We start from the raw sequence: 23,832 nt of genomic DNA, 5'->3' as shown, positions 1-23,832 counted from the left end.
GGCTCAGCGGCGGCCCGAGCGCGGCTTCCGTCCGCGGCGGGCCAGTGCCGCGCGGACCGCGGGCTCGCCGCGGGTCGCGGCGAGCAGGAGCCCCACCGCGTACAGGGCGGCGATCAGCGCGCTGCCGCCGTAGGAGAACAACGGCAGGGGGACGCCCGCGACGGGCACCAGCCCGAGAACCCCGCCGATGTTGATGCCGGCCTGGACCGCGAACCAGGTGACGATGCCGCCCGCCGTCAGGCGGACGAACGGGTCTCTGCCGCGGCCGGCGATCCGCAGGCCGCCCGCGCACAGCGCCGCGAACAGGACCAGTACGGACAGGGTGCCGACCAGCCCGAGTTCCTCCCCGGTGACGGCGAAGATGAAGTCGGTGTGCGGCTCGGGCAGCTCGCCCCACTTCTCGATGCTCGCGCCGATCCCGTTACCGAACAGGCCGCCCGTCGACAGCGCGTACAGGCCGTGCACCACCTGCCAGCACTGGTCGCCCGGGCCGGGGTCGCCCGCGCCGAGACAGGCGAACCGGGACATACGGTGCGGGCTGGTGGTGATCAGCACGGCGGCGAGCAGTCCCGCGCCCGCCAGGGCGGCCCCGAACAGCCGCAGCGGCGCACCGGCCAGCCACAGCAGGCCGAACAGCACCGCCCACAGGACGACCGCGGTTCCCATGTCGCCGCCGAGCATCATCAGCCCCGACAGCAGCAGCGCGCCGGGCACCAGCGGCACCAGCAGATGCTTCCACTGGCTCAGCAGCCTGTGCCGCTGCTTGCGGGCCAGCAGGTCCGCCCCCCACACGATGAACGCGGCCTTGGCGAACTCGCTGGGTTGCAGCACGAACGGGCCGCCCAGGGCGAGCCAGTTGGTCTGGCCGTTGACGGTCCGCCCCAGCCCCGGCACCTGCACCAGTGCCAGCAGCAGTACGGATCCGCCCAGCAGGGGATAGGCCAGCAACCGGTGCTTCTCCACCGGTATCCGGGCGGCCGACAGGGCCAGCGCCGTGCCGATCCCCGCGGCCATGAGCTGCTGCCGCAGATAGAACGTCGGCGGCAGACCCTGGCGCAGGGCCTGGATCTGCGAGGAGGAGAACACCATCACCAGCCCCAGGCCCGCGAGCAGCACCGTGCTGCCCACCACCAGGTAGTAGGCGGTCAGCGGCCGGTCCCAGGCCCGCCGCAGCCGTGCCACGGCACGGCGCGGACGGCTCTCCGCGGGCGCGGCCACCCGCTTGGTGCGCCCTGCGGGCGGCCGGACCGCCGCCGTCCCGGCCCGTCCGACGTGTTCGACCCGCCGGCGTCCCCGCGTCGCCGCGGTGCCCCGGGCACCCGGCACACGCTTCCCCGTGTGAGCACTCCGTGAATCGCGTCCGTGCGTCTTCGCGGACGGGCGTACTCGACCGTCCGGCGCACGTCGCTTCGACGCCGGTGACATCCCCATCCCGTCAGCGGTGCGGGCCCCGCCGGCGCCGGAGGCGGGCGGGGCGGCGTTCCGGATCCTCCCGGCCGTCCCGCGCGCGGCGTACGGCAAGGACGGTGTCGGCACCTTGTCCCACGCCGGCCATCCTCTCCGGTGACATCCTCAACTCGCCAATCGAGCAAGCCTGGTGGGGACCATGATCACATGTCGCGCCCGGTCCTGCGGGCGGATACGGGCCGCTCCCGGTGTCGATACGGCGACGTATCGATACACCCACGTACCAGTACACTCGCGTACCAATGGGCGTACGCCGCGAAGGAGCGGGCATCGAGGCCGTCCCCGGCGTGAGTGAGGAGCAGAGCGATGACGTCGCAGGCCGTGGACGGGCCGGGAACGGCTGTCGCCTCGCGCCGCTCTGGGCTCACGCCCGAGCGTGAGCAGGAGTTCTTCGACGCGGTGCTCGAGCGGATCCACACGCGCGGCCACGACTCACGGCCCAGGCCGCCGTCCGAGGGATGACCGGACGGTGACCTGACCGCGCCGCACCGTGGGGACGGGGGCGGCGCACCCCGGCCGGGTGGGGCGCCCCGAAGCGGAGGGACGCCTCACCCGGTCCACGCAGGGCCCACCCGGTCCACGCGGGGCCCGTCCGGCCGGCTCAGACGGCCAGGTCGTTGCCGCTGCCCGCCGCTTTGATGCCCCGGGTGATCTCGTCGATCACGGACTGCTTCTCCCCCACGTCCACGCCGAAGCGGACGACGACCATCTGCCGTGTGTCCGCCGGAGAGGGGAAGGCCAGCGACTCCACATACCCGTCGGTGCCCTTGCGGGTGATGGCCTTCCAGCGGACCAGGTAGCCCTTCTGCCCGGCCACCGTCACCTCCTTGGAGGCCAGCACCTCGTGCGAGATGATCCCGCCGTAGGAAGTGCCGCCGTAGGACTCCTCGGCGTTCGCCGCGATGTCGGCCTTGGCCACCTCCTCCGCCGTACGGCCCCGGGTGCCCAGCGCGATCGCGGGCGCCGAGTAGGCGCCGCCCTTGGTGCAGCTCTGGTCGGTGTCGCCGGGGCACGCGTAGGAGTCGCCGGAGGTGACCTGGGCGCCCATCGTGAGCCGCCGGCCGTACCAGCCGTCGGGGATGGGCAGGCTGATGCCGTTGAGCACGTCGGTCACCGAACCGCTGGTGATCTTCGGTGCCTCCCGCCGGTCGTCCGGCGCCTCCCGCCGGTCGCCGTCGGACCCGTCGGATCCGTCGGACCCGCCGGAGTCCCCGGGGCCGTCCGGGGCGTCGTCCCGGTCGCCCGGCCCCTGCTGCGACTCGGCCGCCCGGCTGTCGCCGCCGTCGCCCGCGCTCAGCGCGTATATGCCGACGCCGATGCTCGCCAGCAGTGCCGTGGCCGCCGCGACGGCGACGCCGATCCGCAGACCGTGGCGCGAACCCTGGTGCGGGGGAGCCGGCGGCGGGCCCGGGAAAGGGGGATGTCCCGGGTGCCCCGGGTATTCCGCATGGCCGGTGTGCCCCGGGTGCCCGGGGTGCCCGGGGTGCCCGGGGTGTCCGGGAGGGTGCCCCGGACGTTCCGGGTACGGTCCGGCGGCCGGCGGCTGCGCCGGGGGACCCCACGCGGCCGCTGCTCCTGCCGGACGGGTCCGGTCCGTCCACGCCTTGCCGTCCCACCAGCGCTCGGTGGCGGGGCCGTCACTTGTCTGCCCCGGGTCGGGGTACCACCCGGGAGGAGTCGCCTGCGTCATGCCCCCACCGTATGAGGCATGGGTGAGAACCCGCTGAAAGGACCCTCCGCTTCCGCTGCCGTCCCGCGGCCCGTCCCCGCCGTACGCGTGTTGACTTCTCGCGTCCGCTCGCACTGGTCGTGGGACCGCCGAGTCGTCCTCCTGTACCGCAGGTCACCCGTCACGGCAACAGGTATGAAGACCCTCTCCACTTTGACCTTTCGACGGCTACGCTCGAAGTCTGCACGCCGTCGGGCGACTTGGGAGGTAGCGGGATGACGGAGGTACGGCCGGGCACGGCCGCCTCGGCTTCCTTGTGGGAGCGCGACGAGGAAATCGCCACCGTCCAGCGTGCGGTCGACGCCCTGTGCGCCGACCGTTCGTCCTCAGGAGAGTTACTGGTCTTCCAGGGCGAGGCCGGACTGGGCAAGACCGCCCTGCTGGCCGAGACCCGGCGCATCGCCGAACAACGCGGCTGCACCGTGTGGTCGGCGCGCGGCGGCGAGACCCTCCAGTCCGTCCCCTTCAACGTCGTACGGCAGCTGTTGCAGCCGGCGCTGATCTCGCTGATGCCCGAGGAGGCCCGCGAGTACCTCGGCGACTGGTACGACATCGCCGGCCCCGCCCTCGGTATCGCGGAGCCCGGGGAGCGGCGGGCCGACCCGCAGGGCGTGTGCGACGGTCTGGTCGCCGCGGTCCGGCGGCTGGCCAGGCGCGAATGGCCGCTGGTGCTGCTGATCGACGACGCCCACTGGGCCGACGAGGAGACCCTGCGCTGGCTCGCCGCGTTCGTCGAACGCCTCGACGACCTGTCCGTGCTGATCGTCGTCACCCGCCGGCTCGGGGAGGCGCACGGGGCCGGTGCCCGGAGCCTGGAAGCAGTCGTCGCCGCCGCGGATGTCAGAGATCTGAGTGCCCTCACCCCGGAGGCCACCGCCGGACTCACCCGCGCCACCCTCGGCCCGCACGCCGACGCCCCGTTCTGCCGGGAGGTGTGGGCCGTCACCGGCGGAAACCCCTACGAGACCGTCGAACTCCTCGCCAAGGTGCGCGACAGCGAGATCGAGCCGGTCGAGGCCCATGCCGGCGAACTGCGTGCCCTGAACCGCTCCGCCCGAGGCGGCGGCCTCGTCGCCCGCCTCGAGGAACTCGGCATCGACGCCACCCGCTTCGCCTGGGCCGCCGCCATCCTGGGCACCGGCATCTCCGTGGACCTCGTCGCCCGGCTCGCCACCATGAGCCGTGAGGACGCCGTACGCTGCGCCCGGCTGCTGCGCGAGGCCCGCATCCTCACCGAACCCGACCCGGCGACGGCGCAAAGCGGCGCCGGTGAGCTGGAGTTCGTGCACCCGCTGATCGCCACCGCCGTCTACAACTCCATACCGGACGCCCTGCGCACCGCCATGCACGGCATCGCCGCCCAGGTCGTCACCGACTCCGGACTCGGCGCCGCCGCGGCCTCCCGGCACCTCCTCCAGGTCCACCCGGACGACGACGAGGAACTCGTCGAACAGCTGCGCCAGGCGGCCCGGGAACACCTCGCCGTCGGCGCTCCCGAAGCGGCCCGCCGCTGCCTGGAGCGGGCCCTGCTGGAGCCTCCGGCCCCCGAGGTGCACGCGCATGTGCTCTACGAACTGGGCTGCGCCACCCTCCTGACCGCACCCGCCACCACCGTCGAGCACCTCCAGCGGGCGATGAGCATGCCCGGCCTGGACCGTGCCACCCGCGTGGACGCCGTGTGGCGGCTGTCCCAGGCCCTGCTCCACAACAACCAGCTGGAGGAGGCCGTCCGCATGGTGGAGGCGGAGGCCGCCCGCCATGAACCCGGGCCCATCCGGCTGCGGCTGCAGGCCGTGCAGTACATGTGGGAGAGCCTGCACGCCGGTGAGCCGATCTCGCCGAACCGCTCCGAGCGGCTCGCCGAACTCGCCGCGGGCTGCACCGGACGCGACAATCCCGAGCGTGCCCTGCTGATCCTGCGCGGCTTCGACGTCATGACCCGCGGCGAGAGCGCCGAGGAGGTCGTCGAACTGTGCGACCGCGCCCTCGTCAACGGCCGCCTCGCCCCCGGGACTCGGCTGGACCGACCCCGAGTGGGGCATCGAGCTGCTGCTGATGCTCACCGCCGCCTACGCCTACACCGACCGTCTCGACCGGGCCGAGGCCCTGTGCACCGAGGCCGTGCGCACCTACGAGACCGCGGGCTGGAGCGGCGGCCACCTCGCCCTCGCGCACGCCTACATCGGCCTCGCCCACCGCAGGCGCGGCCGGCTGCGGGAGGCGGAGGAGGCCCTGCGCGAGTCCCTGCGCCTGGCCGAACGGGTCGGCCGCGGGCTGCCCATGTACTGGACCGTGAGCTGCAACCTGGTCGACACCCTGCTCGCCCGCGGCCATGTCGCGGAAGCCTGGGAGGCCGCCGAGCGGTGCGGTTTCGCCCCGCCCTACCCGTCCACCATCATCATTCCCGACCCGCGCAGTGTGCGCGGCCGGCTGCTGCTCGCCCTCGGCCGCACCAAGGAAGGCATCGGCGAACTGGAGGCGGCCGAGAAGGCGGCCGCCGTCCGCGGTCACCACAACCCGGTCACGGTGCCCTGGGCGACCGACCTGGCCCGTGCCCTCGCCACCGAGGACCCCGACCGGGCCGGCCGGCTCGCCGCCGAGGTCCGCCGCCGGGCCGAGCGGTTCGGCACCGACACCGCGATCGGGGAGGCCCTGCGCTGCGCCGCCGCCCTGGAGACCGGCCAGCGCAAGGTCCGCCTGCTCGCCCAGGCCGTCACCTATCTGGAGGCCTCTCCCTGCCAGTACGAGCACGCCGCCGCGCGCGTCGAGTACGGCATCGCCGCCCACTCGGCCGCCGAACTCGAGCGGGGCCTGGCCCTGGCCCGCTCCTGCGGTGCGGACGGTCTGGTGACCCAGGCCCGGAACGCTCTGAACGCGGAGCACGGACTGCGGCAGTCCGCATACTGAGCGGATGGTCATCTTCTGAGCAGCCGGCCGTCTTCCGGGCAGCCGGCCGTCTTCCGGGCAGCCGACCGTCTTTCGAGCAGCCGGCTGTCTTCCGAGCAGTCGGTGCAGTCGGTGCAGCCGGTCGACTGCCGGGGCGCCGGCCGTCCGCTGCGCCGCCGTCCGCCGTACGGCCCGCACAGCCCGCACGGCCGGCCACGGCTCGTACCGGGCCGCCGGGGTCCCGGGCTGCGGCTCCCGGGTCGTCGGGGTCAGTCCTCGCCGGGTTCGCCGGGCTCGCCGGGCTCCTCCGCCAGCACCCGCTGGGCCACCGCGAACGCCGAGTTGGCCGCCGGGACCCCGCAGTACACGGCGCACTGCAGCAGCACCGCGCCGATCTCCTCCACCGTGAGCCCGTTGCGGCGGGCCGCCCGCACATGCAGGGCCAGCTCGTCGTGGTGGCCGCCCGCGACGAGCGCCGTCAGGGTGATCATGCTGCGCTCGCGGCGGGTCAGCGTCGGATCGGTCCAGATCTCACCCCAGGCACAGAGGGAGACGAAGTCCTGGAAACGGGCCGTGAAGGGGGTCTGCCGGGCCTGCGCCCGGTCCACGTACGCATCGCCGAGCACCTCGCGCCGTACCTCCATGCCCCGCCGGGGAACACCGTCGAAGTGGGCGCGCAGCGCCGCCAGAACGGCCTGAGGGCACTGCGCGGGCGCCAGATGCGAGGCACCCGGAATCTCGACCAGCGTCGCGTCCGGCACCGCGTCCGCGATCTGCCGCAGATGCGCGGGCGGGGTCGCCGGGTCCTCCCGGCCCGCGACGAGCAGGGTGCGCACACCGATCTCCGGCAGACGGTCGGTCAGATCGAAGGCGGCCAGTGCGTCGCAGCAGGCGGCATACGCCTCCGGATCGGCCTCCCGGTGGGCGCGCACCAGCTCCGGCACGGTGAAGTCACCGGCGAACCACCGCGCCGGGGCGCTCTCGGCCAGCGGGCCCACCCCCTCCCGCCGGACCCGCTCGGCCCGCTCCCGCCAGGGCGCGGCACCGTTGAAGTGGGCCGAGGAGCAGATCACGGCGAGCGCGTCGAGGCGCTCGGGGTGGTGCACGGCCAGATGCAGCCCCACCGCACCGCCCAGCGACACCCCCGCGTACGCGAACCGCTCGATGCCGAGCGAGTCGGCGAGCGCCAGCACCAGACCGGCGAGGTCGCCGACGGTCGCCCCCGGACCGATCAGCCCGGCCGGCGAACCGCCGTGCCCCGGCAGGTCCCAGCGGACCACCCGGTGGGACACCGACAGCTCGGGGGCGACCTTGTCCCACAGCGCGTACGAGGTGCCCAGCGACGGCCCGAGCAGCAGCGGGGCGGCGGAAGCGGGGCCTTCGACGAGGTGATGCAGGGTCAACGTCGCTCCAGAGCACGGTCGGTGAGGGCGGCGGCAGCGCCCTCGTAACGGGCGGGATCGGTGAGCTCGTCCAGGTCGACGCCCTGCGACTCGGGCTGCTCGGCGAGGAGTTCGCCGAGGCCGCGGCCCTCGGTGAAGGAGCGCCGGGCGAGTTCGGTGAGCAGGGCCTTGGCACGGGCACGGCCGAGCACGGGCGCCAGCTCGGCCGACAGCCGCTCGGAGACGATCAGCCCCCGGGTGAGGTGGAGGTGCGCGCGCATCGCGTCCGCGTCCACCCGCAGCCCCTCGGTCAGTTCGACGGCGTCCCGGGCCGCGCCGCCGACCAGCCGCAGCAGCTCCCGCAGCGGCTCCCACTCGGCGTGCCAGGCACCGGGCGGCCGTTCGTCCTCCGCCGCCAGCGACCCGTACAGCGTGGCCGCGAGCTGCGGTGCGCGCCGGGCCGCGGCGGCGATCAGGGTGGACCGCACGGGGTTCGTCTTGTGCGGCATGGCCGACGAACCGCCGCCACCGCCCTCCGCGAGTTCGGCGATCTCCGTGCGGGACAGCACCAGCACATCCACCGCGACCTTGCCCAGCGCCCCGACGGCGAAGGCCAGGCACCCGGCGAGATCGGCGATCGGGGTGCGCAGCGTGTGCCAGGGCAGCAGCGGCTCGCACAGGCCCAGTTCCCGGGCGTACGCCGCGACCAGCGCGGTCGCGTCCTCGGCGCCGTACGCCGAGAAGGCCGCCAGCGTCCCCGCCGCACCGCCGAGCTGGACGGGCAGTGTGTCCCGCACCCGGGCGATCCGGTCCCGGGCGTCCAGCACCAGCGACCGCCACCCGGCCGCCTTCAGCCCGAAGGTCGTCGGCACCGCGTGCTGGGTCAGCGTCCGCCCCGGCATCACGGTGCCGCGATGCTCGGCGGCGGACCGGGCCAGCGCCTCCCCGACACGGTCCAGATCGGCCAGGACCAGGTCCAGGGTGCGCACGGCGACCAGCATCGTCGCCGTGTCCATGATGTCCTGGCTGGTCGCGCCCCGGTGGACATAGGGACCGTACTCCTCGCCCACCGCCCTGGTGAGGTCCTCCACCAGGGGGATGACGGGGTTCCCGCCGCCCCGGGCGCGCCGTGCGAGCGCGCTCGGACAGAAGCGGGCCGGATCCGCCGCCCGGGTCACCGCCTCGGCCGCCTGCGCCGGGGCGAGGCCGAGCGCGGCCTGGGCGCGGGTGAGGGCGGCCTCCGCGTCCAGCAGCGCCCGCAGATACGCGACGTCACTGGTCGCGGACGCGGCGGGGGAGTCCGCCCAGCCGGGGCCGAGCAGACCGGCGTCGGCCTCATCGGACAGGGGGCCGTCAGGAGGTGGTGTCACCGGAACTCCAGGAAGACCGTCTCGCCCTCGCCTTGAAGGCGGATGTCGAAACGGTATGCCCCGCTGTCCTCCCGCGCCGCGATCAGCGTGCCGCGCCGCTCCTCGTCCAGCCGGGCGAGCAGCGGGTCGGCGGCCAGCGCGTCCTCGTCGCCGGGCAGGTAGATACGGGTGAACAGGTGCACGAGCAGCCCGCGGGCGAAGACGCACACACTGAGATGGGGGGCGTTCTGCCCGCGTGCGCCGGGCCGCAGCGTCCGCACGTACCAGTGGCCGTCGGCGTCGGTCGGGACACGGCCGAAGCCGGTGAACTCCACGCCGTTGCGGCCGAGGAAGCCGCCGGAGGCCGGGTCGCGCCGCATCGAGCCGTCGACGGACGGCAGGGTGCCGTCCGGGGCCGGTCCCCACACCTCCAGCAGGGCGTCCGGCAGCGGCCGGCCCTCGCCGTCGAGGACGTACCCGTGCACGGTGATCGTGTCGGGGTGCCCCAGCGGTGCGATGTCCTCCCCGCCGGGGAAGGGGAGCGCATGGCCGTAGAAGGGGCCCACCGTCTGCGACGGGGTGGGCGGCACAGGCCCGGGGCCGCTGGTGTCGGTCCTCGTCATGGCAGATCAGCGCCCTTCCTCGATCCAGGTGGCGTGCGGGCCGTCCAGCACGATGTCCCAGCGGTAGCCCAGCGAGAACTCCGGCACCGACAGACTGTGGTCGTAGGCGGCGACCAGCCGCTGCCGGGCGGCGTCGTCCGTCACCGACTGCAGGATCGGGTCGTGCGGGAGGAGCGGGTCGTTCGGGAAGTACATCTGCGTCACGAGCCGCTGGGTGAACGCCCTGCCGAACACCGAGAAGTGGATGTGCGCCGGACGCCAGGCGTTGAGGTGGTTGCGCCACGGGTACGGGCCCGGCCGGATCGTGGTGAAGCGGTAGAAGCCGTCCGAGTCCGTCAGCGTACGGCCCACACCGGTGAAGTTGGGGTCCAGCGGGGCGTCGTGCTGCTCGCGCTGATGGGCGTAGCGGCCGGCGGCGTTGGCCTGCCAGATCTCGATGAGCTGACCGCGCACCGGCCGCCCGTCGCGGTCCAGCAGCCGCCCGGAGACGGTGATCCGCTCGCCGATCGGCTCACCGGTGTGCTGCCGGGTCAGGTCGTTGTCGGTCTCGGTGATGTCCCGTTCGCCGAAGGCGGGCGAGGACAGCTCGACCAGCTCCGGATTCCGGGTCACGTCGACGGCGACCAGCGGCTGTCGGGGGTGACGCAGCACCGAGGAGCGGTACGGCGCGTAGTCGCGGCGCGGGTGGTGCTCGACGGGGGCACCGTCGGCGCGGCGCTTCTCGTACGCGGCGCGTTCGGCCGCGATCTCCTGGTCGATGTCGTGCTGAGTGAGCGTCATGAGAGTTCCTCACGCTTCCTTGGGCGCCGGAGGACAGGAGCGAGGGCGGGGGTGAGGCCGAGGGCGGGATGGGGGACGGGGGACGGGGAGGAGGGCGGGGCGGACGCCCCTCACGTCAGGTTCTCCGCGACGGTCAGCTCGGCGTCGGTCCTGGCAACGATCTCGTCCGCGGTGACGCCGGGCGCGGTCTCGACGAGCAGCAGTCCCTCCCCGGTGACGTCGAGGACGCCGAGGTCGGTGATGATCCGGTCCACGCACGCCCTGCCGGTCAGCGGCAGCGTGCACTCCCGGCGGATCTTCGGCGTGCCGTCCTTGGCGGTGTGGGTCATCAGGACGATGACCGTGCGGGCGCCGTGGACGAGGTCCATGGCCCCGCCGATCCCGGTGATCATCCTGCCGGGAACGGCCCAGTTCGCCAGGTCGCCGCGCGCGGAGACCTCCAGGGCGCCGAGGACGGCGACGTCGACGTGGCCGCCGCGGATCATCGCGAACGACAGCGCCGAGTCGAAGAAGGAGGCGCCGGGCAGGACCGTGACGGTCTCCTTGCCGGCGTTGATCAGGTCCGGGTCGACGGCGTCCTCGGTGGGATAGGGGCCGGTGCCCAGGATGCCGTTCTCCGACTCCAGGACCACCTCCACCCCCTCGGGCAGATGGTTCGGGATCAGGGTCGGCAGGCCGATGCCGAGGTTGACGTACTGGCCGTCGCGCAGTTCGCGTGCGGCCCGGGCGGCCATCTCCTCCCGTGTCCAGGCCATCGGCCGCTCACCGTCCCTCGGGCCGGAGGCGTGGAGAGGACGGGGAGACCGTGCGCCGTTCGATCTTCTTGTCGGCCGCCTGCTCAGGGGTGAGGGCGACCACCCGCTGGACGAAGATGCCCGGCAGGTGCACCGCGTCCGGGTCGATCCCGCCGGGCTCGACCAGCTCCTCCACCTCGGCGATCGTGATGCGTCCGGCCATGGCGGCCAGCGGGTTGAAGTTCCGGGCGGACTTGCTGAAGACCAGATTGCCGTGCCGGTCGCCCTTCGCGGCGCGCACCAGGGCGAAGTCGGTGCGGATGCCGCGCTCCAGCACATACAGGGCGCCGTCGAACTCGCGGACCTCCTTCGGCGGCGAGGCGACGGCGACGCCACCGGAGCCGTCGTAGCGCCAGGGCAGCCCGCCCTCGGCGACCTGGGTGCCCACGCCGGCCGGGGTGTAGAACGCGGGGATCCCGGCGCCGCCGGCGCGCAGCCGCTCGGCCAGCGTGCCCTGGGGGATCAGCTCCACCTCCAGTTCGCCGGCCAGGTACTGCCGGGCGAACTCCTTGTTCGCGCCGATGTAGGAGCCGGTCACCCGTGCGATCCGCCCGGCCGCGAGCAGCACCGCGAGGCCGGACTCCATCGCACCGCAGTTGTTGGAGACCACCGACAGTCCGCCGACCCCGCGCTCGTACAGCGCCTGGATCAATACGTCCGGCACACCGCTGAGTCCGAAACCGCCCACCGCCAGCGACGCGCCGTGCGGCACATCGGCCACCGCCTCGCGGGCCGTGGCGACCACCTTGTCCATCGGAAGAAGCCTCGCCTCCGCCGAGTGCTCGGCATCCAGATGATCAGGGCACTGACTGTTTCATCGAGGTCTCTCACGCTGTCATTCGGACCGTGCACAGTCAAGACCTCGGTAAATCACCTGTTCAGTCGACGGTTCAGCGGCCCGAGGCTGCGGGGCGGCCATGGGTGGAGGAGATATTCTTCAGTGCACGTACGAAAAGGTCACGGGCGGAACGGCTGATCGACGCAAGGAGCGCGCATGGCCGCGGTGGACATCTCGACCCACCCCGGGCACCTGGCCCGACGGCTGCAGCAGGCGCACCACCTGCTGTGGAACACGATGGTCTCCGAGGAGATCACCTCGCCGCAGTTCGCGGTCCTGAACGCGCTCGTCGCCGAACCGGGGCTCGACCAGCGCACGGTGGGGGAGCGGGTGGGGCTGGACCGCTCCACCACCGCCGAGGTGATCGGCAGGCTCGGCCGCCGCGGTCTGCTCGACAAGATGCGTGACCCCCAGGACGGCCGCCGCTTCCTGCTGCGGCTGACCCCGGAGGGCGAACGCGTCCACCGGAAGCTCGTCGTGCGCACGGCCCGGATGAACCAGGTCTTCCTGGGGCCGCTCAGTCCGGAGGAGCAGGTCCTCTTCCTCGACCTCATCCGGCGTGTGACGGAGGCGGCCGAGGGGCTGCGCAACCCGGCGGAGCCCGTCGCCGCACGCTCCTGACGCACCGTTCACCGGCCGGTGAGGATCACCCAGACCTGACCCCGGGCGAAGTTCACGGGTGTGCCGTCGGCGGCCGTGAACTCGGTGCCGTCCGTCGCCCGTTCCCGCTTCCAGGTGACCTCGTAAATCCGTCCGTCGCGCAGCACCTGTGCCGGCCCGGAGCCCACGGTCTCGGTGTACGGGGTGGGGTTGCCCAGGGCGTCGTGCAGGTCCGACCTGCGCACCCTCACGTGCTGCACCACGACCGTCGCGGGCATCAGCGGCGTGCCGTCGGCGGTGACGGCCGGCTTGCCGTCCATCGCCACCTGCCAGCCGTGCCGTCGCGCGGACCAGGTGAAGGTGAACCGGGCCGCCGGGTAGTCGACCGTGTGCGAGGTCCTGGCACGGCCGCCGGCCGGGGCCGGGCCGTAGCGGAAGCCGGTGGGCAGCGCGTCCGCGCCCGGTGCGGCGGCCAGGAGCCGGCCCGGGCGCAGATAGAGATTGTGCGGGGCCGCCCGGCCGGCGGCCCGGAAGTAGGCGTCCGGTCTTCTCTCGGGCGTCTCGGCGGACAGCGGGGCCGTGTCGATCAGCGGCAGCAGTCTGCGCTGGGCGCCGGAGAAGGCGAGCACGGGGCGGTCGAACTGACGCAGCAGCTCCAGATCGGCCTCGCGTGCGCTGCGCACCGGCCCGATGACCGGGGGCAGCTTCGTGGCGTAGACGGCCAGCAGCCGGCTCAGTCCGCCCTCGACCTGTTCGGCGTACACGAGGTCGGCGGTGTCGAGGCCGGTCTGGGGGCGGGCCGGGGCCACATTGTCGATCTTGACGACGAGCACCGGGCCGGTGCGGTCCGGCTTCCGTGCCGGCGTGGACGGCGGGCTCTGGGTGCGGTCCCCCGCGCCGCGTCCGTCCTCGGAGGCGCCGTTGCCGCGGGCCGTGCATCCCACCGCCGGTGCCGACAGCAACAGGGCCGCCGTCACGGCATGCCGCATCAGCGACCTTCGTCCCACGTCCATCGTATGGCCCCCGTCCCTCTCCGTTTGCTCTGATTGTGAACTTAATCGTTCAAAGTTGGCCATACCCGATCGCTTTTGATCATGCGTGTCGGACTGGGCCGTTCGGCCCCCGCGGTTCGCCGGTTCGGGCTCGGGTACCCGGACGTGCGCGGGCGTGCAGGAGTGCGCAGGAGCGCGCGGAGCGCGGGACGCGCGCGGCAGAGGACGCGACGAGGAACGCGCCGGAGGACGCGCGACAAGGAACGCGGCAGAAGCACGCGGCAGGACACGCGGCAGGACACGCGGCAGAGCAGGCGGCAGAAGCACGCGGCAGAACACGCGGCAGAGAAGGAGCGCGGCGCGATGAAGGCAGTGACCTGGCAGGGCAAGCGCGAGGTGCGGGTGGAGGAGGTCCCCGACCCGAGGATCCAGGAGCCGACGGACGCCGTCATCCGGGTGACCTCGAGCGGCCTGTGCGGCTCGGACCTGCACCTGTACGAGGTGCTCACCCCGTTCATGACCCCCGGCGACATCCTCGGCCACGAGGCCATCGGCATCGTGGAGGAGGTGGGCTCACAGGTGCCGGACCTGAAGCCCGGCGACCGGGTGGTCATACCGTTCCAGATCGCCTGCGGCCACTGCTTCATGTGCTCCGCGGGCCTGCAGACCCAGTGCGAGACCACCCAGGTCACCAGCGAGGGGATGGGGGCCGCCCTGTTCGGCTACACCCGCCTGTACGGTGCGGTGCCGGGCGCCCAGGCCGAGTACCTGCGTGTGCCGCAGGCGCACTACGGCCCGATGAAGGTGCCCGAGGGACCGCCCGACGACCGGTTCGTCTACCTCTCCGACGTGCTGCCCACCGCCTGGCAGGCGGTCGCGTACGCCGATGTGCCGCGCGGCGGCACCGTGGCCGTGCTCGGCCTCGGCCCCATCGGCGACATGGCGTGCCGGATCGCCAAGGCACGCGGCGCCGAGAGGGTGTTCGGCGTGGATCTGGTCCCCGAGCGGCTCGCCCGGGCGCGCCGGTGGGGTGTGGAGACCTACGACCTGCGCGGCTTCCACCACGAGAAGGACCTGGTCGCCGCGATCCAGGACGAGACCGGCGGGCGCGGCCCCGACGCGGTGATCGACGCGGTCGGCACCGAGGCGCACGGCAGCGCGGTCGCCCGGCTCGTCCAGCAGACCGCCGCGATGATGCCGCGCGCCCTGAGCGGACCGCTCGCCGAACGCTTCAGCGTGGACCGGCTCGCCGCCCTCCACACCGCCATCGATCTGGTGCGCCGCGGCGGCACGATCTCCCTCTCCGGGATATACGGCGGCTCGGCCGACCCGTTGCCGCTGTTCACGCTCTTCGACAAGCAGATCCAGCTGCGGATGGGCCAGGCCAACGTCCGCCGCTGGAGCGACGAGATCATGCCCTGGCTGACGGACGAGGACCCGCTCGGCGTCGACGACTTCGCCACGCACCGCGTGCCGCTGTCGGACGCGCCGCACGCGTACGAGATGTTCCAGCGCAAGCAGGAGGGCGCCATCAAGGTGCTGATGAAGCCCTGAGACCGGGTGCGGCGTCGCGCGTCCGCCCGGGACGGACGCGACCACGGCCCGGCGCCCGCCCCGCCCGGCCGGGTGCCCCAAAACGCCGGACGAGGAGGAAGACGAGGAGGAAGACGAGGAGGGAAGGGAAGGACCCGGCCGCCTCCCGACGACGGCCGGGTCCTGGTGGTGTCAGCCCTGTGCTGCTCGGCCTCCTTCCTTCTCGGTCCGTGTCCTTTGGCCTTCCTCGGCTCCCGCGGCTCCCGCGGCTCCCGCGGTGCCTGCGGCTCCCGCGGCGCCTGCGGCTTCCGCGGTGCGCACGGCTTCCGTGACTCCTTTCGTGACTCCTACAGCTCCTTGATGCGGATGTCCCGGTAGGAGATCACATCCGTCGTGCTGTGCACCTGGAGTCCGATGTAGCCGGAGGCGAACCGCCGCCCGTCCGTGCCCGGGTCGTCCGAGCGGGGCGGGTAGAACTCCTGGCCGCCGACGTTCTCGAACTCGTTGATCAGCACACCGTTGCGGTAGACCGAGTAGTGCTGGCCGACCACGCGGATCTCGTAGTCGTTCCACGTGCCCTTCTCGGTGACACCGGCTCCGGCGAGCCCCACCCGGTCGAAGCCGTAGATCGAACCGGTCTTGTACATGTCCCCGTCGGGCCGGTCGAGCACCTGCACCTCGTGCCCGTACTTGATGGCGACCCACTCCGGCCGCGGCTCCTCCGGGTGGTCGTGGACCGCCGGGAACCGTACGAAGACACCGGAGTTGGCGTTGCCGTTGCCCGGGGCGTCGTCACGCCACTGGAGGCGGAGCGAGAAGTCGCCGTACTTGCGCTTGGGGAACCACAGCATGCCCATGCCGTCCCTCGTGGTGCCGCTGGTGAGGGAGCCGTCGGGGTTCAGGGTGAACGAACCGCCGCCCACGTGCTCCCACTGGGCGAAGGACTCCGCGGTGCCGTCGAAGATCGTGCGGTACCCGGTGTTCTGGCCGGGCTTGCCGATGCCGGACTGGCGGGCGGCCCGCTGAATGGCCCGGTACTCCCGCTGGTCGACGACCCCTTCCTTGAGCAGCCGGTCCAGGACCTCCTTCACATGCTTGAGGAACAGCGCCTGGGACGTCCACTCCTTCTCGTCCTCGATCAGCTCGTTGATCCGGCACCGGTTGTTGGTGACCCGGTTCGGCACACCCGAGTCGACCGTGCCGACGATCACCGTCAACCGCTCGTCGTACTCGGGGCAGTTGGGCGCGGGCACCCCGCCGCTCGCCACGACCGTGAAGCTCACGGTCCGCGGCTCGGACGTGTTGCCCGCCTTGTCGCTCGCCCGGTACGTCACGGTGTGACGGCCGGCCCGGTCGACGATCACCGGCGCGGTGTACGTCAGATAAGGACCGCCGTCGAGCGAGTACTCGATGGCCGCGACCCCGGAACCGCCCTCGTCGGTCGCGCTCACGGTCACCTTGGCGTGGCCGACGTACGCTCCGTCGGAGTTCCGCGTCCCGTCGACGGTCACCCCGGTCACCGGCGGGGTGGTGTCCTGCACGGGCGGGGCGACGACGGTGAACCGCACGCTCTTCTCCGGCGAGACGTTGCCCGCCTTGTCGGTGGCCCGGTAGCGCACGGTGTGCGTGCCGGGCTGATGCACCATCACCGGGCCGGTGTAGGGCTGCCAGGCGCCGGACCCGAGTGCGTACTCGATCGTGTTGACCCCGGAACCGGTGTCGGAGGCCGAGACGGTCACCGTCGCCATGCCGATGTAGGCACCGTCGGCGTTCCGCTCGCCGCTGACCGTCGCCGAGGTCTCCGGCGGTGTCGTGTCGTCCGACGGCGGGGCGACGACGGTGAACCGCACGCTCTTCTCCGGTGAGACGTTGCCCGCCTTGTCGGTGGCCCGGTAGTGGATCGTGTGGGTGCCCACCTGGTCCACGACGACGGGGGCGGTGTACGGCAGCCAGACGTCCGGGGCCGTGCCGAAGGCGTACTGGATGCGGTCGACCCCCGAGCCTCCGCTGTCGGTCGCCTCGATGGTCACGCTCGCCGAACCGACGTACTCGCCCTGCGCGTTGCGGATGCCCTCCACGGTCGCCGAGGTCTCCGGCGCCGTGGTGTCCGAGCCGTCTCCCTTGGTCACCACCAGCACACCCCGCATCTGTCCGTGGCCGGGAATGGTGCAGTAGTAGAGGTAGCGGCCCGGGGTGAGGACGACCTCGGCGGTGTGCCGGCCGCCCTGGGCGTCATTGGGGTTGGCGAGGATGTTGAGCTGGACGTCGCTGTTGTACTCCGGGTCGGAGGTCATGAAGGTCAGCGTGTGCGGCATCCCCGTGGTGTTGCCGGTCGCCGCGCTGTTCTCGAAGACGATCGTGGCCGGTCCCGCCACCGCGGTCTCGGGTGCCGAGAGGTACCGGTCGATGGGGTCGCCGGCGGTCCAGGTGAGCACCTGGGGGGCGGCCGTCCGCGCCGGAGCGCGGGTCTGTCCGACGGCGGACGCCGTCTGCAGGCCCAGCACCATCGCCAGGGCGGCCAGCAGGGCCGTCCACATTCTTCGTTGACGCAGTCGGTGTGTCACTGTGCGGTCCCCCTTGCCAGTTGGTCGGCGGCCGGCGTCGGCCCGCCGCCCGTGTAGGTGACGCGCCACAGCGCCGACTTGGAGTCCGAGGTGAAGAAACCGCGGCCGTAGTCGAGGACGTACAGCGCGCCGTCCGGACCGAACTTCCAGTCCATGAGGTTCTTGATGCCGTCGTTGCCGGTCGGAATGATCTTCTTCAGCGACTCCGAGTGCACCGGCAGCCCGCCCTCGTCCAGGGTCTTCGGATCCATCAGGACGGCGTTGCGCGGCTGGTCGGCGTCGTAGAAGTCGCCGACGAACCACTTCCCGTCCCAGTACGAGGGCCACTTGACCTCACTCGTGCTCGCCGCGTCGTACCGGTAGACCGGGCCGTTCATCGCGGCCTGCCCGCCGCCCTTGAGCCACGGCAGCCGGTAGGTGGCCTCCTCCTTGCGGTACGACGGGATCCCGTTGGCGTCGCGCGGGTAGTCCGGGGCGCCGCCCTGGGGCGAGTACCAGATGTTGTTGCCGGTGACCGGCGGGAGGTTGACCAGTCCGTCGTTGTTCGGGGACTCGTTCCTCGGGTGGTCGCAGTCGTACCAGCCCAGCGGCTTGGACGGGTCGGGCAGGTTGCGGTCGCGGTAGGGCTGCTTGTTGCCCATGCAGTACGGCCAGCCGTGGTTGCCCGCCTTGGTGATGGCGGCGAACGTGTCGTACTTGGCCGGACCCCAGACGGGCGAGGGCTCGCCCGCGTCCGGGCCGACCCAGCCCGCGTACAGGATGTCGGTCTTCTTGTCGACGAAGATGCGCGCCGGGTTCCTGACGCCCATCACATAGATCTCGCCGCGGGTCTTGCCGCCGCCCTCGGCGGTCTCCTTGCCGGTGAAGAGGTTGCCCTCGGGGATCGTGTAGGTGCCGTCGGGCTCCGGGTGGATGCGCAGGATCTTGCCGTTGAGGTTGTTGGTGTTGCCCGCGGTGCGGCGGGCGTCGGCGAAGGACACGCCCTTGTAGCTGGGCTGCGGGTTGTTGCCGGAGTAACCGCCGCTGAAACCGCTGGAGTTGGTGTCACCGGTGGCGATGTACAGATTGCCCTTGGAGTCCCAGGCCATCCCGCCGCCCGCGTGACAGCAGCTGTGCACCTGCACCGGCCACGTGAGCAGGACCTTCTCGCTGCTCAGATCCAGTTTCTGGGTGACGGGGTCGAGCGTGAAACGGGAGACGCGCCGCTCGGCCATGTGCGTCTCGCGGTCGACCCGGGAGTGGGGCGTGTAGTGCAGATACACCCAGCCGTTCTGCTCAAAGCGCGGGTCGAGCTCGATCCCGAGGAGACCCTCCTCGCTCTTGATGAGCTCGTCGCCGCCGCCCTTGTTGCCGAAGACCGTCAGCTCTCCGGCCAGGGTGACCTTCTTGGTCTTCGGGTCGTAGATGTGGATCTGCCCCTTGCCCTTGCCGATGTCCGGGTTGTTCCAGTCGGTGATCACCGGCTGGGAGGAGTCGGTGCCGCCGCGGCCGATGTAGAAGACGCGGCCGTCGGGGGCGGTGACCAGGCCGTGCGGCTCGCCGATCTGGTCGTTCTGCCCGGGCTTGTTGGGCGGGGTGAGACGTTCGGCCTTGTAGTGGGAGGTGATCGTCGCCTTGCAGTCGGCCTGCACCAGACGGGCGGTCCACAGCAGGGCGCCGCGCAGATGCTCGCGGAACTCCGTCTCGTCGTACGACGACACGGTGCCGCCCATGCCGGTGTAGAAGGAGCGGCCGCCGTCGTAGTCACGGCACCAGCTGATCGGATGGTCCCAGCCGTTGGCGCTCGTCCCCGGCTGGTACGTCGACTCGCGCACCCGGGCCACGGTGTGCACCGTGCCGGACGGGTTCTCGACCCAGTTGAACCACTGGTCGAAACGCTTCCACTCCAGCGGCAGGTTCTTCGTCGCCGGGTTCTGCCGGTCGCCGACCTCGACGGTGGCCCGCTGGACGGTCTTCGGGCTGGAGGCGGCCGGGCGGGCGCCGATGAGACCGGTGAACCAGTCGGAGTACGGTTCGGCACGCGCCGCGTCATGGATGCCGACGAAACCGCCGCCCGCCTCCATGTAGGCCTCCAGGCCCGCCTCCTGGGCGGGGTCGAGGACGTCGCCGCCGCCGGTCAGGAAGACGATCGCGTTGTAGCGGCCGAGTCGCTTGGCGTCGGTGAAGACCGAGGCGTCGTCGGTGGCCTCGACCTTGAAACGCTCCCGCGCCGGTCCGGACAGCCCGATCCGCTCGATCGCCTCGATGCCGGCGTTCACCACCGGCGACTCCTCGCCGGGCGCGGCGGAACCGTAGAAGATCAGCACCTTCGCGTTCGAGCCGCCCGGTGGTGAGGCGATCGACATCGTGGTGGACGGCGTCCCGGGATCCGGGCGTGCGCTCGCGGCGGGGGCCGAGAGTAATCCGGCCGCCATGACCCCCGCGGCGACCGCGGCCGGCCAGATCCGTCTCGTCCGTCTCGTCCGCCGGGGCGTGGCCGGTGCCGGTGCCGGTGTCGGTGTTCTTCCGTGTATGGGCCGTTGGTGCGATGTGGACCGCATGTGGTCACCCACCCTCCTCGGTCACGGCAAACGTCAAGGAAGCTAGACCCCTTTGCGCGGTCCGCCAATAGGCACGGCCGGATTTCAACAAACTTTGTCCTGAGTGTGGATAAACGGCCGCAGGGTGGGTAGCTTCGCGGGGTCCGGTTAACTTCCGTACGGGACTGGGGAGTTGAGGCAGCGGCATGGACAGACGCGGTTTCAACCGGCGGGTGCTGCTGGGCGGTGCGGTCATGGCGACAACGTTGTCCCTGGCTCCTGAGGCGGTGGCCGAGGCCGCCGCCGCCAGTACGGCCGCCCTGCCGCGCACCGCGCCGGCCGGGGGCGAGGTGAAGCACATCAGGATGTACGCCGAGAAGCTCCCCGACGGGCAGATGGGCTACGGCCTCGAGAAGGGCAAGGCGACGATCCCCGGCCCGCTCATCGAACTCATCGAGGGCGACACCCTGCACATCGAGTTCGAGAACACCACGGACGTGGCCGTGAGCCTGCACGTCCACGGCCTGGACTACGAGATCTCCAGCGACGGCACCAGGCAGAGCCGGAGCCATGTGGAACCCGGCGAGACCCGCACCTACACCTGGCGCACCCACGCCCCCGGCCGCCGCAAGGACGGCACCTGGCGGGAGGGCAGCGCGGGCTACTGGCACTACCACGACCACGTCGTCGGCACCGACCACGGCACCGGCGGCGTCCGCAAGGGGCTGTACGGGGCGGTGATCGTCCGCCGCAAGGGCGACATCCTGCCGGACCGCACGCACACGATCGTCTTCAACGACATGCTCATCAACAACCGCTCGCCCTACACCGGCCCGGACTTCGAGGCCACGGTGGGCGACCGCGTCGAGTTCGTGATGATCACCCACGGCGAGTACTACCACACCTTCCACATGCACGGTCACCGCTGGGCCGACAACCGCACCGGCCTGCTGACCGGCCCCGACGATCCCAGCCGGATCATCGACACCAAGATCGTCGGTCCGGGGGACTCCTTCGGCTTCCAGGTGATCGCGGGGGAGGGGGTCGGCGCGGGCGCGTGGATGTACCACTGCCATGTGCAGAGCCACTCCGACATGGGCATGGTCGGCATGTTCCTGGTGAAGAAGCCGGACGGAACGATCCCGGGCTACAACCCGCACGACCCGGGCCACAAGCCGCACGAGCACTGACGGCCCGGCCGGTGCGGACCGGCGGATCCGGCCGCTCGGAACGCTCTCACGACCCGCTCCGCCCGGGGCTATGCTGACCGCAACCGCCGGGGGAGGAGACCAGAAGTGCCGGAGACAGCGTCGCGTCCCACGTTGGAGGCCGTGGCCGCGCGGGCCGGAGTGTCGCGCGCCACCGTGTCCCGGGTGGTGAACGGCGGGAACGGAGTCCGCAAGCCCCTGGCCGAACGAGTGCGCCGGGCCGTGGAGGAACTCGGGTACGTGCCGAACCAGGCGGCCCGCAGCCTGGTGACCAAGCGGAACGACGCCGTCGCCGTGATCATCGCCGAGCCGGAGACCCGGATCTTCGCCGACCCCTACTTCGGGCTGCAGCTGCGCGGCATCAGCAAGGAGCTGACGGCCCACGACACCCAGCTCGTCCTGCTGCTGACGGAGGGGCGCGACGACTACGCCCGGGTCGGGCGCTATCTGGCCGGCGGCCACGTCGACGGCGCCCTCGTCTTCTCGCTGCACCTCGACGACCCGCTGCCCGGGATGATCCAGCGCGCCGGGGTGCCGACGGTGTTCGGCGGACGGCCCGGCTGGAGCGACGGCACGCACAAGGTCGTCTACGTCGACAGCGACAACCGGGGCGGCGCTCGGGAGGCCGTACGGCATCTGGTCGGCCTCGGCCGGACCCGGATCGGGCACATCACCGGTGCCCTCGACCAGACCTCGGCGGTGGACCGGCTCGACGGCTACCGGGACGTCATGGGCGACGCCGACCCCCGGCTGGTCGTGGAGAGCGACTTCACCCCCGCGGGCGGCGAGCGCGCCATGCGCACCCTCCTCGACCGCTGCCCCGACCTCGACGCCGTGTTCGCCGCCAACGACCTCACCGCCTCCGGCGCCCTGCGCGTACTGCGCGAACGCGGGCTGCGGGTGCCCGAGGACGTCGCCGTGGTCGGCTTCGACGACATGCTGCCGGTGGCCGAGCAGACCGAGCCGCCGCTGACGACCGTCCGGCAGAACATCGAGGAGATGGGCCGGCTGATGGCCCGCCTGCTGCTGCGCGGACTGGACCGCGACGCCTCCGGCGAGACCGTGGACGACCTGCCGCACAGCGTGGTCCTGCCGACGACACTGGTACGGCGGGCCTCTGCCTAGAGACTGTCCGGCGGACCTGCCACCGGCTCATGTGCGGTTGACCGAGCCGGGTGTGGGGCGAGGCCACGATCGGCCGGTGCCTGGGAGTGCGTGGCCGCGCCCCGGCGGAGCTTCGAATGAGGCTTGCACTGCTGTGGGGCGGGCTGGAGGCATGGGATCATGCAGTTGACTCACCTTGGCCTGCCGGTGCGCGACGAACAGACCAGCCGGCGTTTTTACTGTGAGTACTTCGGGTTCGATCCGGCCAGTGCGCAGCGTTACGACGACGGCACGGTGATCATCCGCAACTCCGCCGGCTTCGATCTCGCTCTGCACGCGGTGCCGGGCGAGATCGGCCCGCTGCCCGATTTTCTGCATTTCGGCTTCCGGCTGTCCGAGCCGGCAGAGGTGCGGTCGCTGCTCGGCCGGCTCGCCGCCGACGGCGTTGAGATCATCGAGCAGTTCGACGAGTCCGGCCTCGTCTCCTTCAAGTGCCTGGATCCGGACGGCCACCGTGTCGAGGTGTACTGGGAGACGCCGGTGTCCGGGGAGTGATCCACCGGATCACGGACGGAGCCGGAGCCGTGTCGCGGCAACGGTGACGGTGCCCTGGAAGACACAGGCCCGTTGGCCGCTCGTTGGTCGTATCGGGTGGCCACGGCCCCAAAGCCCTTGAGGACGTTGATCGTCCGCTGCTCTTGTGAGCCTGCTCCTGTGCGCCGGGCGCTGCCGGAACGCCGTCAGGTCTGCTGGACGCGGATGACGGGTGCGTGGGTGATGGGGAAGTTCACCGAGCGGGCGATGAAGCACACGGCCGGCACATCGTCGTGCAGCGAGCGGGCTTTCTCCTCCATCGACGCGTCGGCGACGGTCACCTCGGGGCGCAGAACGACCTCGGTGATCCGGCCTCCGCCGCCGCTCTCGTCCATGGTCATGACACCGTGGGCGTGATCCTGGTAGTCGGTGACGACGACCCCGCCGACGGCACAGAGGTGGAGGTACCAGAGCATGTGGCACTGGGCGACGGAAGCCACGAGCAACCCCTCGGGGTTCCATCGTGCGGGGTCGCCGCGGAAAGCGGGATCCGAGGAGGCGGCGATCCCGGCCTTGCCGTCCGCCAGTACCTCATGATCCCGGCTGTAGGACCGGTAACTGTCCGTGCCTGATCCGAGGTTGCCCGTCCACTTCACCGTGACGTCATAGGTGTGGGATGCCCTCATGATCCGAGCCTATGGGTCACTCGGGGCGGTGCTGCGGGGTATGCCATGAGCCGGTGCTGGCGGGCGGAAGTGCGCGGAGGCGTCAGGCTGGTGGGTGGCACGTCGTCGGCGTGGCCGCCTCGACCGGCGAGGTGGAGCGCGAAGCCCCAGGTGTGCAGGACTCCGGTGAAGCGCAGCCGGCACATTCGAAGACGGACCTCAGTGTCCCGGCGGGCTCACCGGGATCTTCATAGGCCTTCCAGGG

General features: G+C 71.9%; 17 protein-coding genes and 2 pseudogenes. 7 read left to right on the top strand and 12 right to left on the bottom strand.

The annotated features are described in order from the left end of the window. Positions 1-3: 3 nt before the first annotated feature. Positions 4-1,218 (bottom strand): putative lipid II flippase FtsW, encoded by a 1,215-nt coding sequence (gene ftsW, locus ABD224_RS11895; RefSeq protein ID WP_344049421.1) that lies wholly within the window; start codon positions 1,216-1,218, stop codon positions 4-6. Between the two features lie 555 nt (positions 1,219-1,773). On the opposite strand from ftsW, the pseudogene ABD224_RS11890 reads away from it, so the two are divergent. After that, positions 1,774-1,902 (top strand): annotated as a pseudogene (locus ABD224_RS11890) (TetR family transcriptional regulator); the annotation flags it as partial. Positions 1,903-2,068: 166 nt separating this feature from the next. On the opposite strand, the gene ABD224_RS11885 reads toward ABD224_RS11890, so the two are convergent. After that, on the bottom strand, positions 2,069-3,157 hold the full coding sequence (locus ABD224_RS11885) for a DUF2510 domain-containing protein (RefSeq protein ID WP_344049420.1): 1,089 nt from the start codon (positions 3,155-3,157) through the stop codon (positions 2,069-2,071). Between the two features lie 254 nt (positions 3,158-3,411). Between ABD224_RS11885 and ABD224_RS11880 the strand changes: the two are divergent. After that, positions 3,412-6,103: pseudogene (locus ABD224_RS11880) on the top strand (ATP-binding protein). A gap of 248 nt (positions 6,104-6,351) precedes the next feature. Here ABD224_RS11880 and pcaDC read toward each other — a convergent pair. The 6 genes from pcaDC to ABD224_RS11850 all read right to left on the bottom strand — a co-directional run bounded on the left by pcaDC (position 6,352) and on the right by ABD224_RS11850 (position 11,764). Then, positions 6,352-7,485: a bifunctional 3-oxoadipate enol-lactonase/4-carboxymuconolactone decarboxylase PcaDC gene (gene pcaDC / locus ABD224_RS11875; RefSeq protein WP_344049419.1), complete on the bottom strand. Its 1,134-nt coding sequence runs from the start codon at positions 7,483-7,485 to the stop codon at positions 6,352-6,354. Further along, on the bottom strand, positions 7,482-8,834 hold the full coding sequence (gene pcaB, locus ABD224_RS11870) for a 3-carboxy-cis,cis-muconate cycloisomerase (protein WP_344049418.1): 1,353 nt from the start codon (positions 8,832-8,834) through the stop codon (positions 7,482-7,484). Before pcaB ends, pcaDC begins: the two co-directional genes overlap by 4 nt. Further along, positions 8,831-9,436: a protocatechuate 3,4-dioxygenase subunit alpha gene (pcaG, locus tag ABD224_RS11865; RefSeq protein ID WP_344049417.1), complete on the bottom strand. Its 606-nt coding sequence runs from the start codon at positions 9,434-9,436 to the stop codon at positions 8,831-8,833. Before pcaG ends, pcaB begins: the two co-directional genes overlap by 4 nt. 6 nt (positions 9,437-9,442) lie before the next feature. After that, positions 9,443-10,216 carry a protocatechuate 3,4-dioxygenase subunit beta gene (gene pcaH, locus ABD224_RS11860; protein ID WP_344049416.1) on the bottom strand — a complete coding sequence of 258 codons (774 nt, stop codon included), beginning with the start codon at positions 10,214-10,216 and terminating at the stop codon, positions 9,443-9,445. Between the two features lie 110 nt (positions 10,217-10,326). Then, positions 10,327-10,971, bottom strand: a complete 645-nt coding sequence (locus ABD224_RS11855; protein WP_344049415.1) for a CoA transferase subunit B — start codon at positions 10,969-10,971, stop codon at positions 10,327-10,329. Between the two features lie 7 nt (positions 10,972-10,978). Continuing rightward, complete coding sequence (locus ABD224_RS11850; protein ID WP_344049414.1) at positions 10,979-11,764, bottom strand: CoA transferase subunit A; 786 nt, start codon at positions 11,762-11,764, stop codon at positions 10,979-10,981. Between the two features lie 240 nt (positions 11,765-12,004). Here ABD224_RS11850 and ABD224_RS11845 point away from each other — a divergent pair, with 240 nt between their 5' ends. Continuing rightward, complete coding sequence (locus ABD224_RS11845) at positions 12,005-12,469, top strand: MarR family winged helix-turn-helix transcriptional regulator (protein WP_344049412.1); 465 nt, start codon at positions 12,005-12,007, stop codon at positions 12,467-12,469. Between the two features lie 8 nt (positions 12,470-12,477). On the opposite strand, the gene ABD224_RS11840 is transcribed toward ABD224_RS11845, so the two are convergent. Then, positions 12,478-13,461, bottom strand: coding sequence for a DUF3048 domain-containing protein (locus tag ABD224_RS11840; RefSeq protein ID WP_344049411.1), 984 nt, complete (start codon positions 13,459-13,461; stop codon positions 12,478-12,480). Between the two features lie 342 nt (positions 13,462-13,803). On the opposite strand from ABD224_RS11840, the gene ABD224_RS11835 reads away from it, so the two are divergent. Continuing rightward, entirely contained in the window at positions 13,804-14,994 is a 1,191-nt protein-coding gene (locus ABD224_RS11835) for a zinc-dependent alcohol dehydrogenase (protein ID WP_344049410.1), read from the top strand. A gap of 326 nt (positions 14,995-15,320) precedes the next feature. On the opposite strand, the gene ABD224_RS11830 is transcribed toward ABD224_RS11835, so the two are convergent. Both ABD224_RS11830 and ABD224_RS11825 read right to left on the bottom strand, forming a co-directional pair. Continuing rightward, positions 15,321-17,510: an OmpL47-type beta-barrel domain-containing protein gene (locus ABD224_RS11830; RefSeq protein WP_344049478.1), complete on the bottom strand. Its 2,190-nt coding sequence runs from the start codon at positions 17,508-17,510 to the stop codon at positions 15,321-15,323. A 23-nt stretch (positions 17,511-17,533) separates the two neighbouring features. Continuing rightward, positions 17,534-19,951 carry a ThuA domain-containing protein gene (locus ABD224_RS11825; RefSeq protein ID WP_344049409.1) on the bottom strand — a complete coding sequence of 806 codons (2,418 nt, stop codon included), beginning with the start codon at positions 19,949-19,951 and terminating at the stop codon, positions 17,534-17,536. A 311-nt stretch (positions 19,952-20,262) separates the two neighbouring features. Here ABD224_RS11825 and ABD224_RS11820 point away from each other — a divergent pair, with 311 nt between their 5' ends. The 3 genes from ABD224_RS11820 (at position 20,263) to ABD224_RS11810 (ending at position 22,923) form a co-directional block, all read left to right on the top strand. Next, positions 20,263-21,246: a multicopper oxidase domain-containing protein gene (locus tag ABD224_RS11820; RefSeq protein ID WP_344049408.1), complete on the top strand. Its 984-nt coding sequence runs from the start codon at positions 20,263-20,265 to the stop codon at positions 21,244-21,246. Positions 21,247-21,351: 105 nt separating this feature from the next. Next, entirely contained in the window at positions 21,352-22,389 is a 1,038-nt protein-coding gene (locus ABD224_RS11815) for a LacI family DNA-binding transcriptional regulator (protein WP_344049407.1), read from the top strand. A gap of 159 nt (positions 22,390-22,548) precedes the next feature. Beyond that, positions 22,549-22,923 carry a VOC family protein gene (locus tag ABD224_RS11810; protein WP_344049406.1) on the top strand — a complete coding sequence of 125 codons (375 nt, stop codon included), beginning with the start codon at positions 22,549-22,551 and terminating at the stop codon, positions 22,921-22,923. Positions 22,924-23,108: 185 nt separating this feature from the next. Here the strand turns inward: ABD224_RS11810 and ABD224_RS11805 are convergent, their stop codons facing one another. Continuing rightward, positions 23,109-23,588, bottom strand: coding sequence for an OsmC family protein (locus tag ABD224_RS11805; RefSeq protein WP_344049405.1), 480 nt, complete (start codon positions 23,586-23,588; stop codon positions 23,109-23,111). Between the last annotated feature and the right edge of the window lie 244 nt (positions 23,589-23,832).

Origin of the sequence: Streptomyces thermoalcalitolerans, from assembly GCF_039525155.1 — a bacterium.
Taxonomy (GTDB): Bacteria; Actinomycetota; Actinomycetes; order Streptomycetales; family Streptomycetaceae; genus Streptomyces; species Streptomyces thermovulgaris.
Note: the sequence above shows the minus strand (reverse complement) of the source record. Positions and strands in the feature narration are given on the sequence as shown.

Excerpts from the sequence above, each read along its gene's own strand:
- ABD224_RS11885 (WP_344049420.1), bottom strand. The coding sequence starts at position 3,157 with ATGACGCAGGCGACTCCTCCCGGGTGGTACCCCGACCCGGGGCAGACA.
- pcaG (WP_344049417.1), bottom strand. The coding sequence starts at position 9,436 with ATGACGAGGACCGACACCAGCGGCCCCGGGCCTGTGCCGCCCACCCCG.
- pcaH (WP_344049416.1), bottom strand. The coding sequence starts at position 10,216 with ATGACGCTCACTCAGCACGACATCGACCAGGAGATCGCGGCCGAACGC.
- ABD224_RS11855 (WP_344049415.1), bottom strand. The coding sequence starts at position 10,971 with ATGGCCTGGACACGGGAGGAGATGGCCGCCCGGGCCGCACGCGAACTG.
- ABD224_RS11850 (WP_344049414.1), bottom strand. The coding sequence starts at position 11,764 with ATGGACAAGGTGGTCGCCACGGCCCGCGAGGCGGTGGCCGATGTGCCG.
- ABD224_RS11845 (WP_344049412.1), top strand. The coding sequence starts at position 12,005 with ATGGCCGCGGTGGACATCTCGACCCACCCCGGGCACCTGGCCCGACGG.
- ABD224_RS11840 (WP_344049411.1), bottom strand. The coding sequence starts at position 13,461 with ATGGACGTGGGACGAAGGTCGCTGATGCGGCATGCCGTGACGGCGGCC.
- ABD224_RS11835 (WP_344049410.1), top strand. The coding sequence starts at position 13,804 with ATGAAGGCAGTGACCTGGCAGGGCAAGCGCGAGGTGCGGGTGGAGGAG.
- ABD224_RS11830 (WP_344049478.1), bottom strand. The coding sequence starts at position 17,510 with ATGTGGACGGCCCTGCTGGCCGCCCTGGCGATGGTGCTGGGCCTGCAG.
- ABD224_RS11825 (WP_344049409.1), bottom strand. The coding sequence starts at position 19,951 with ATGGCGGCCGGATTACTCTCGGCCCCCGCCGCGAGCGCACGCCCGGAT.
- ABD224_RS11820 (WP_344049408.1), top strand. The coding sequence starts at position 20,263 with ATGGACAGACGCGGTTTCAACCGGCGGGTGCTGCTGGGCGGTGCGGTC.
- ABD224_RS11810 (WP_344049406.1), top strand. The coding sequence starts at position 22,549 with ATGCAGTTGACTCACCTTGGCCTGCCGGTGCGCGACGAACAGACCAGC.
- ABD224_RS11805 (WP_344049405.1), bottom strand. The coding sequence starts at position 23,588 with ATGAGGGCATCCCACACCTATGACGTCACGGTGAAGTGGACGGGCAAC.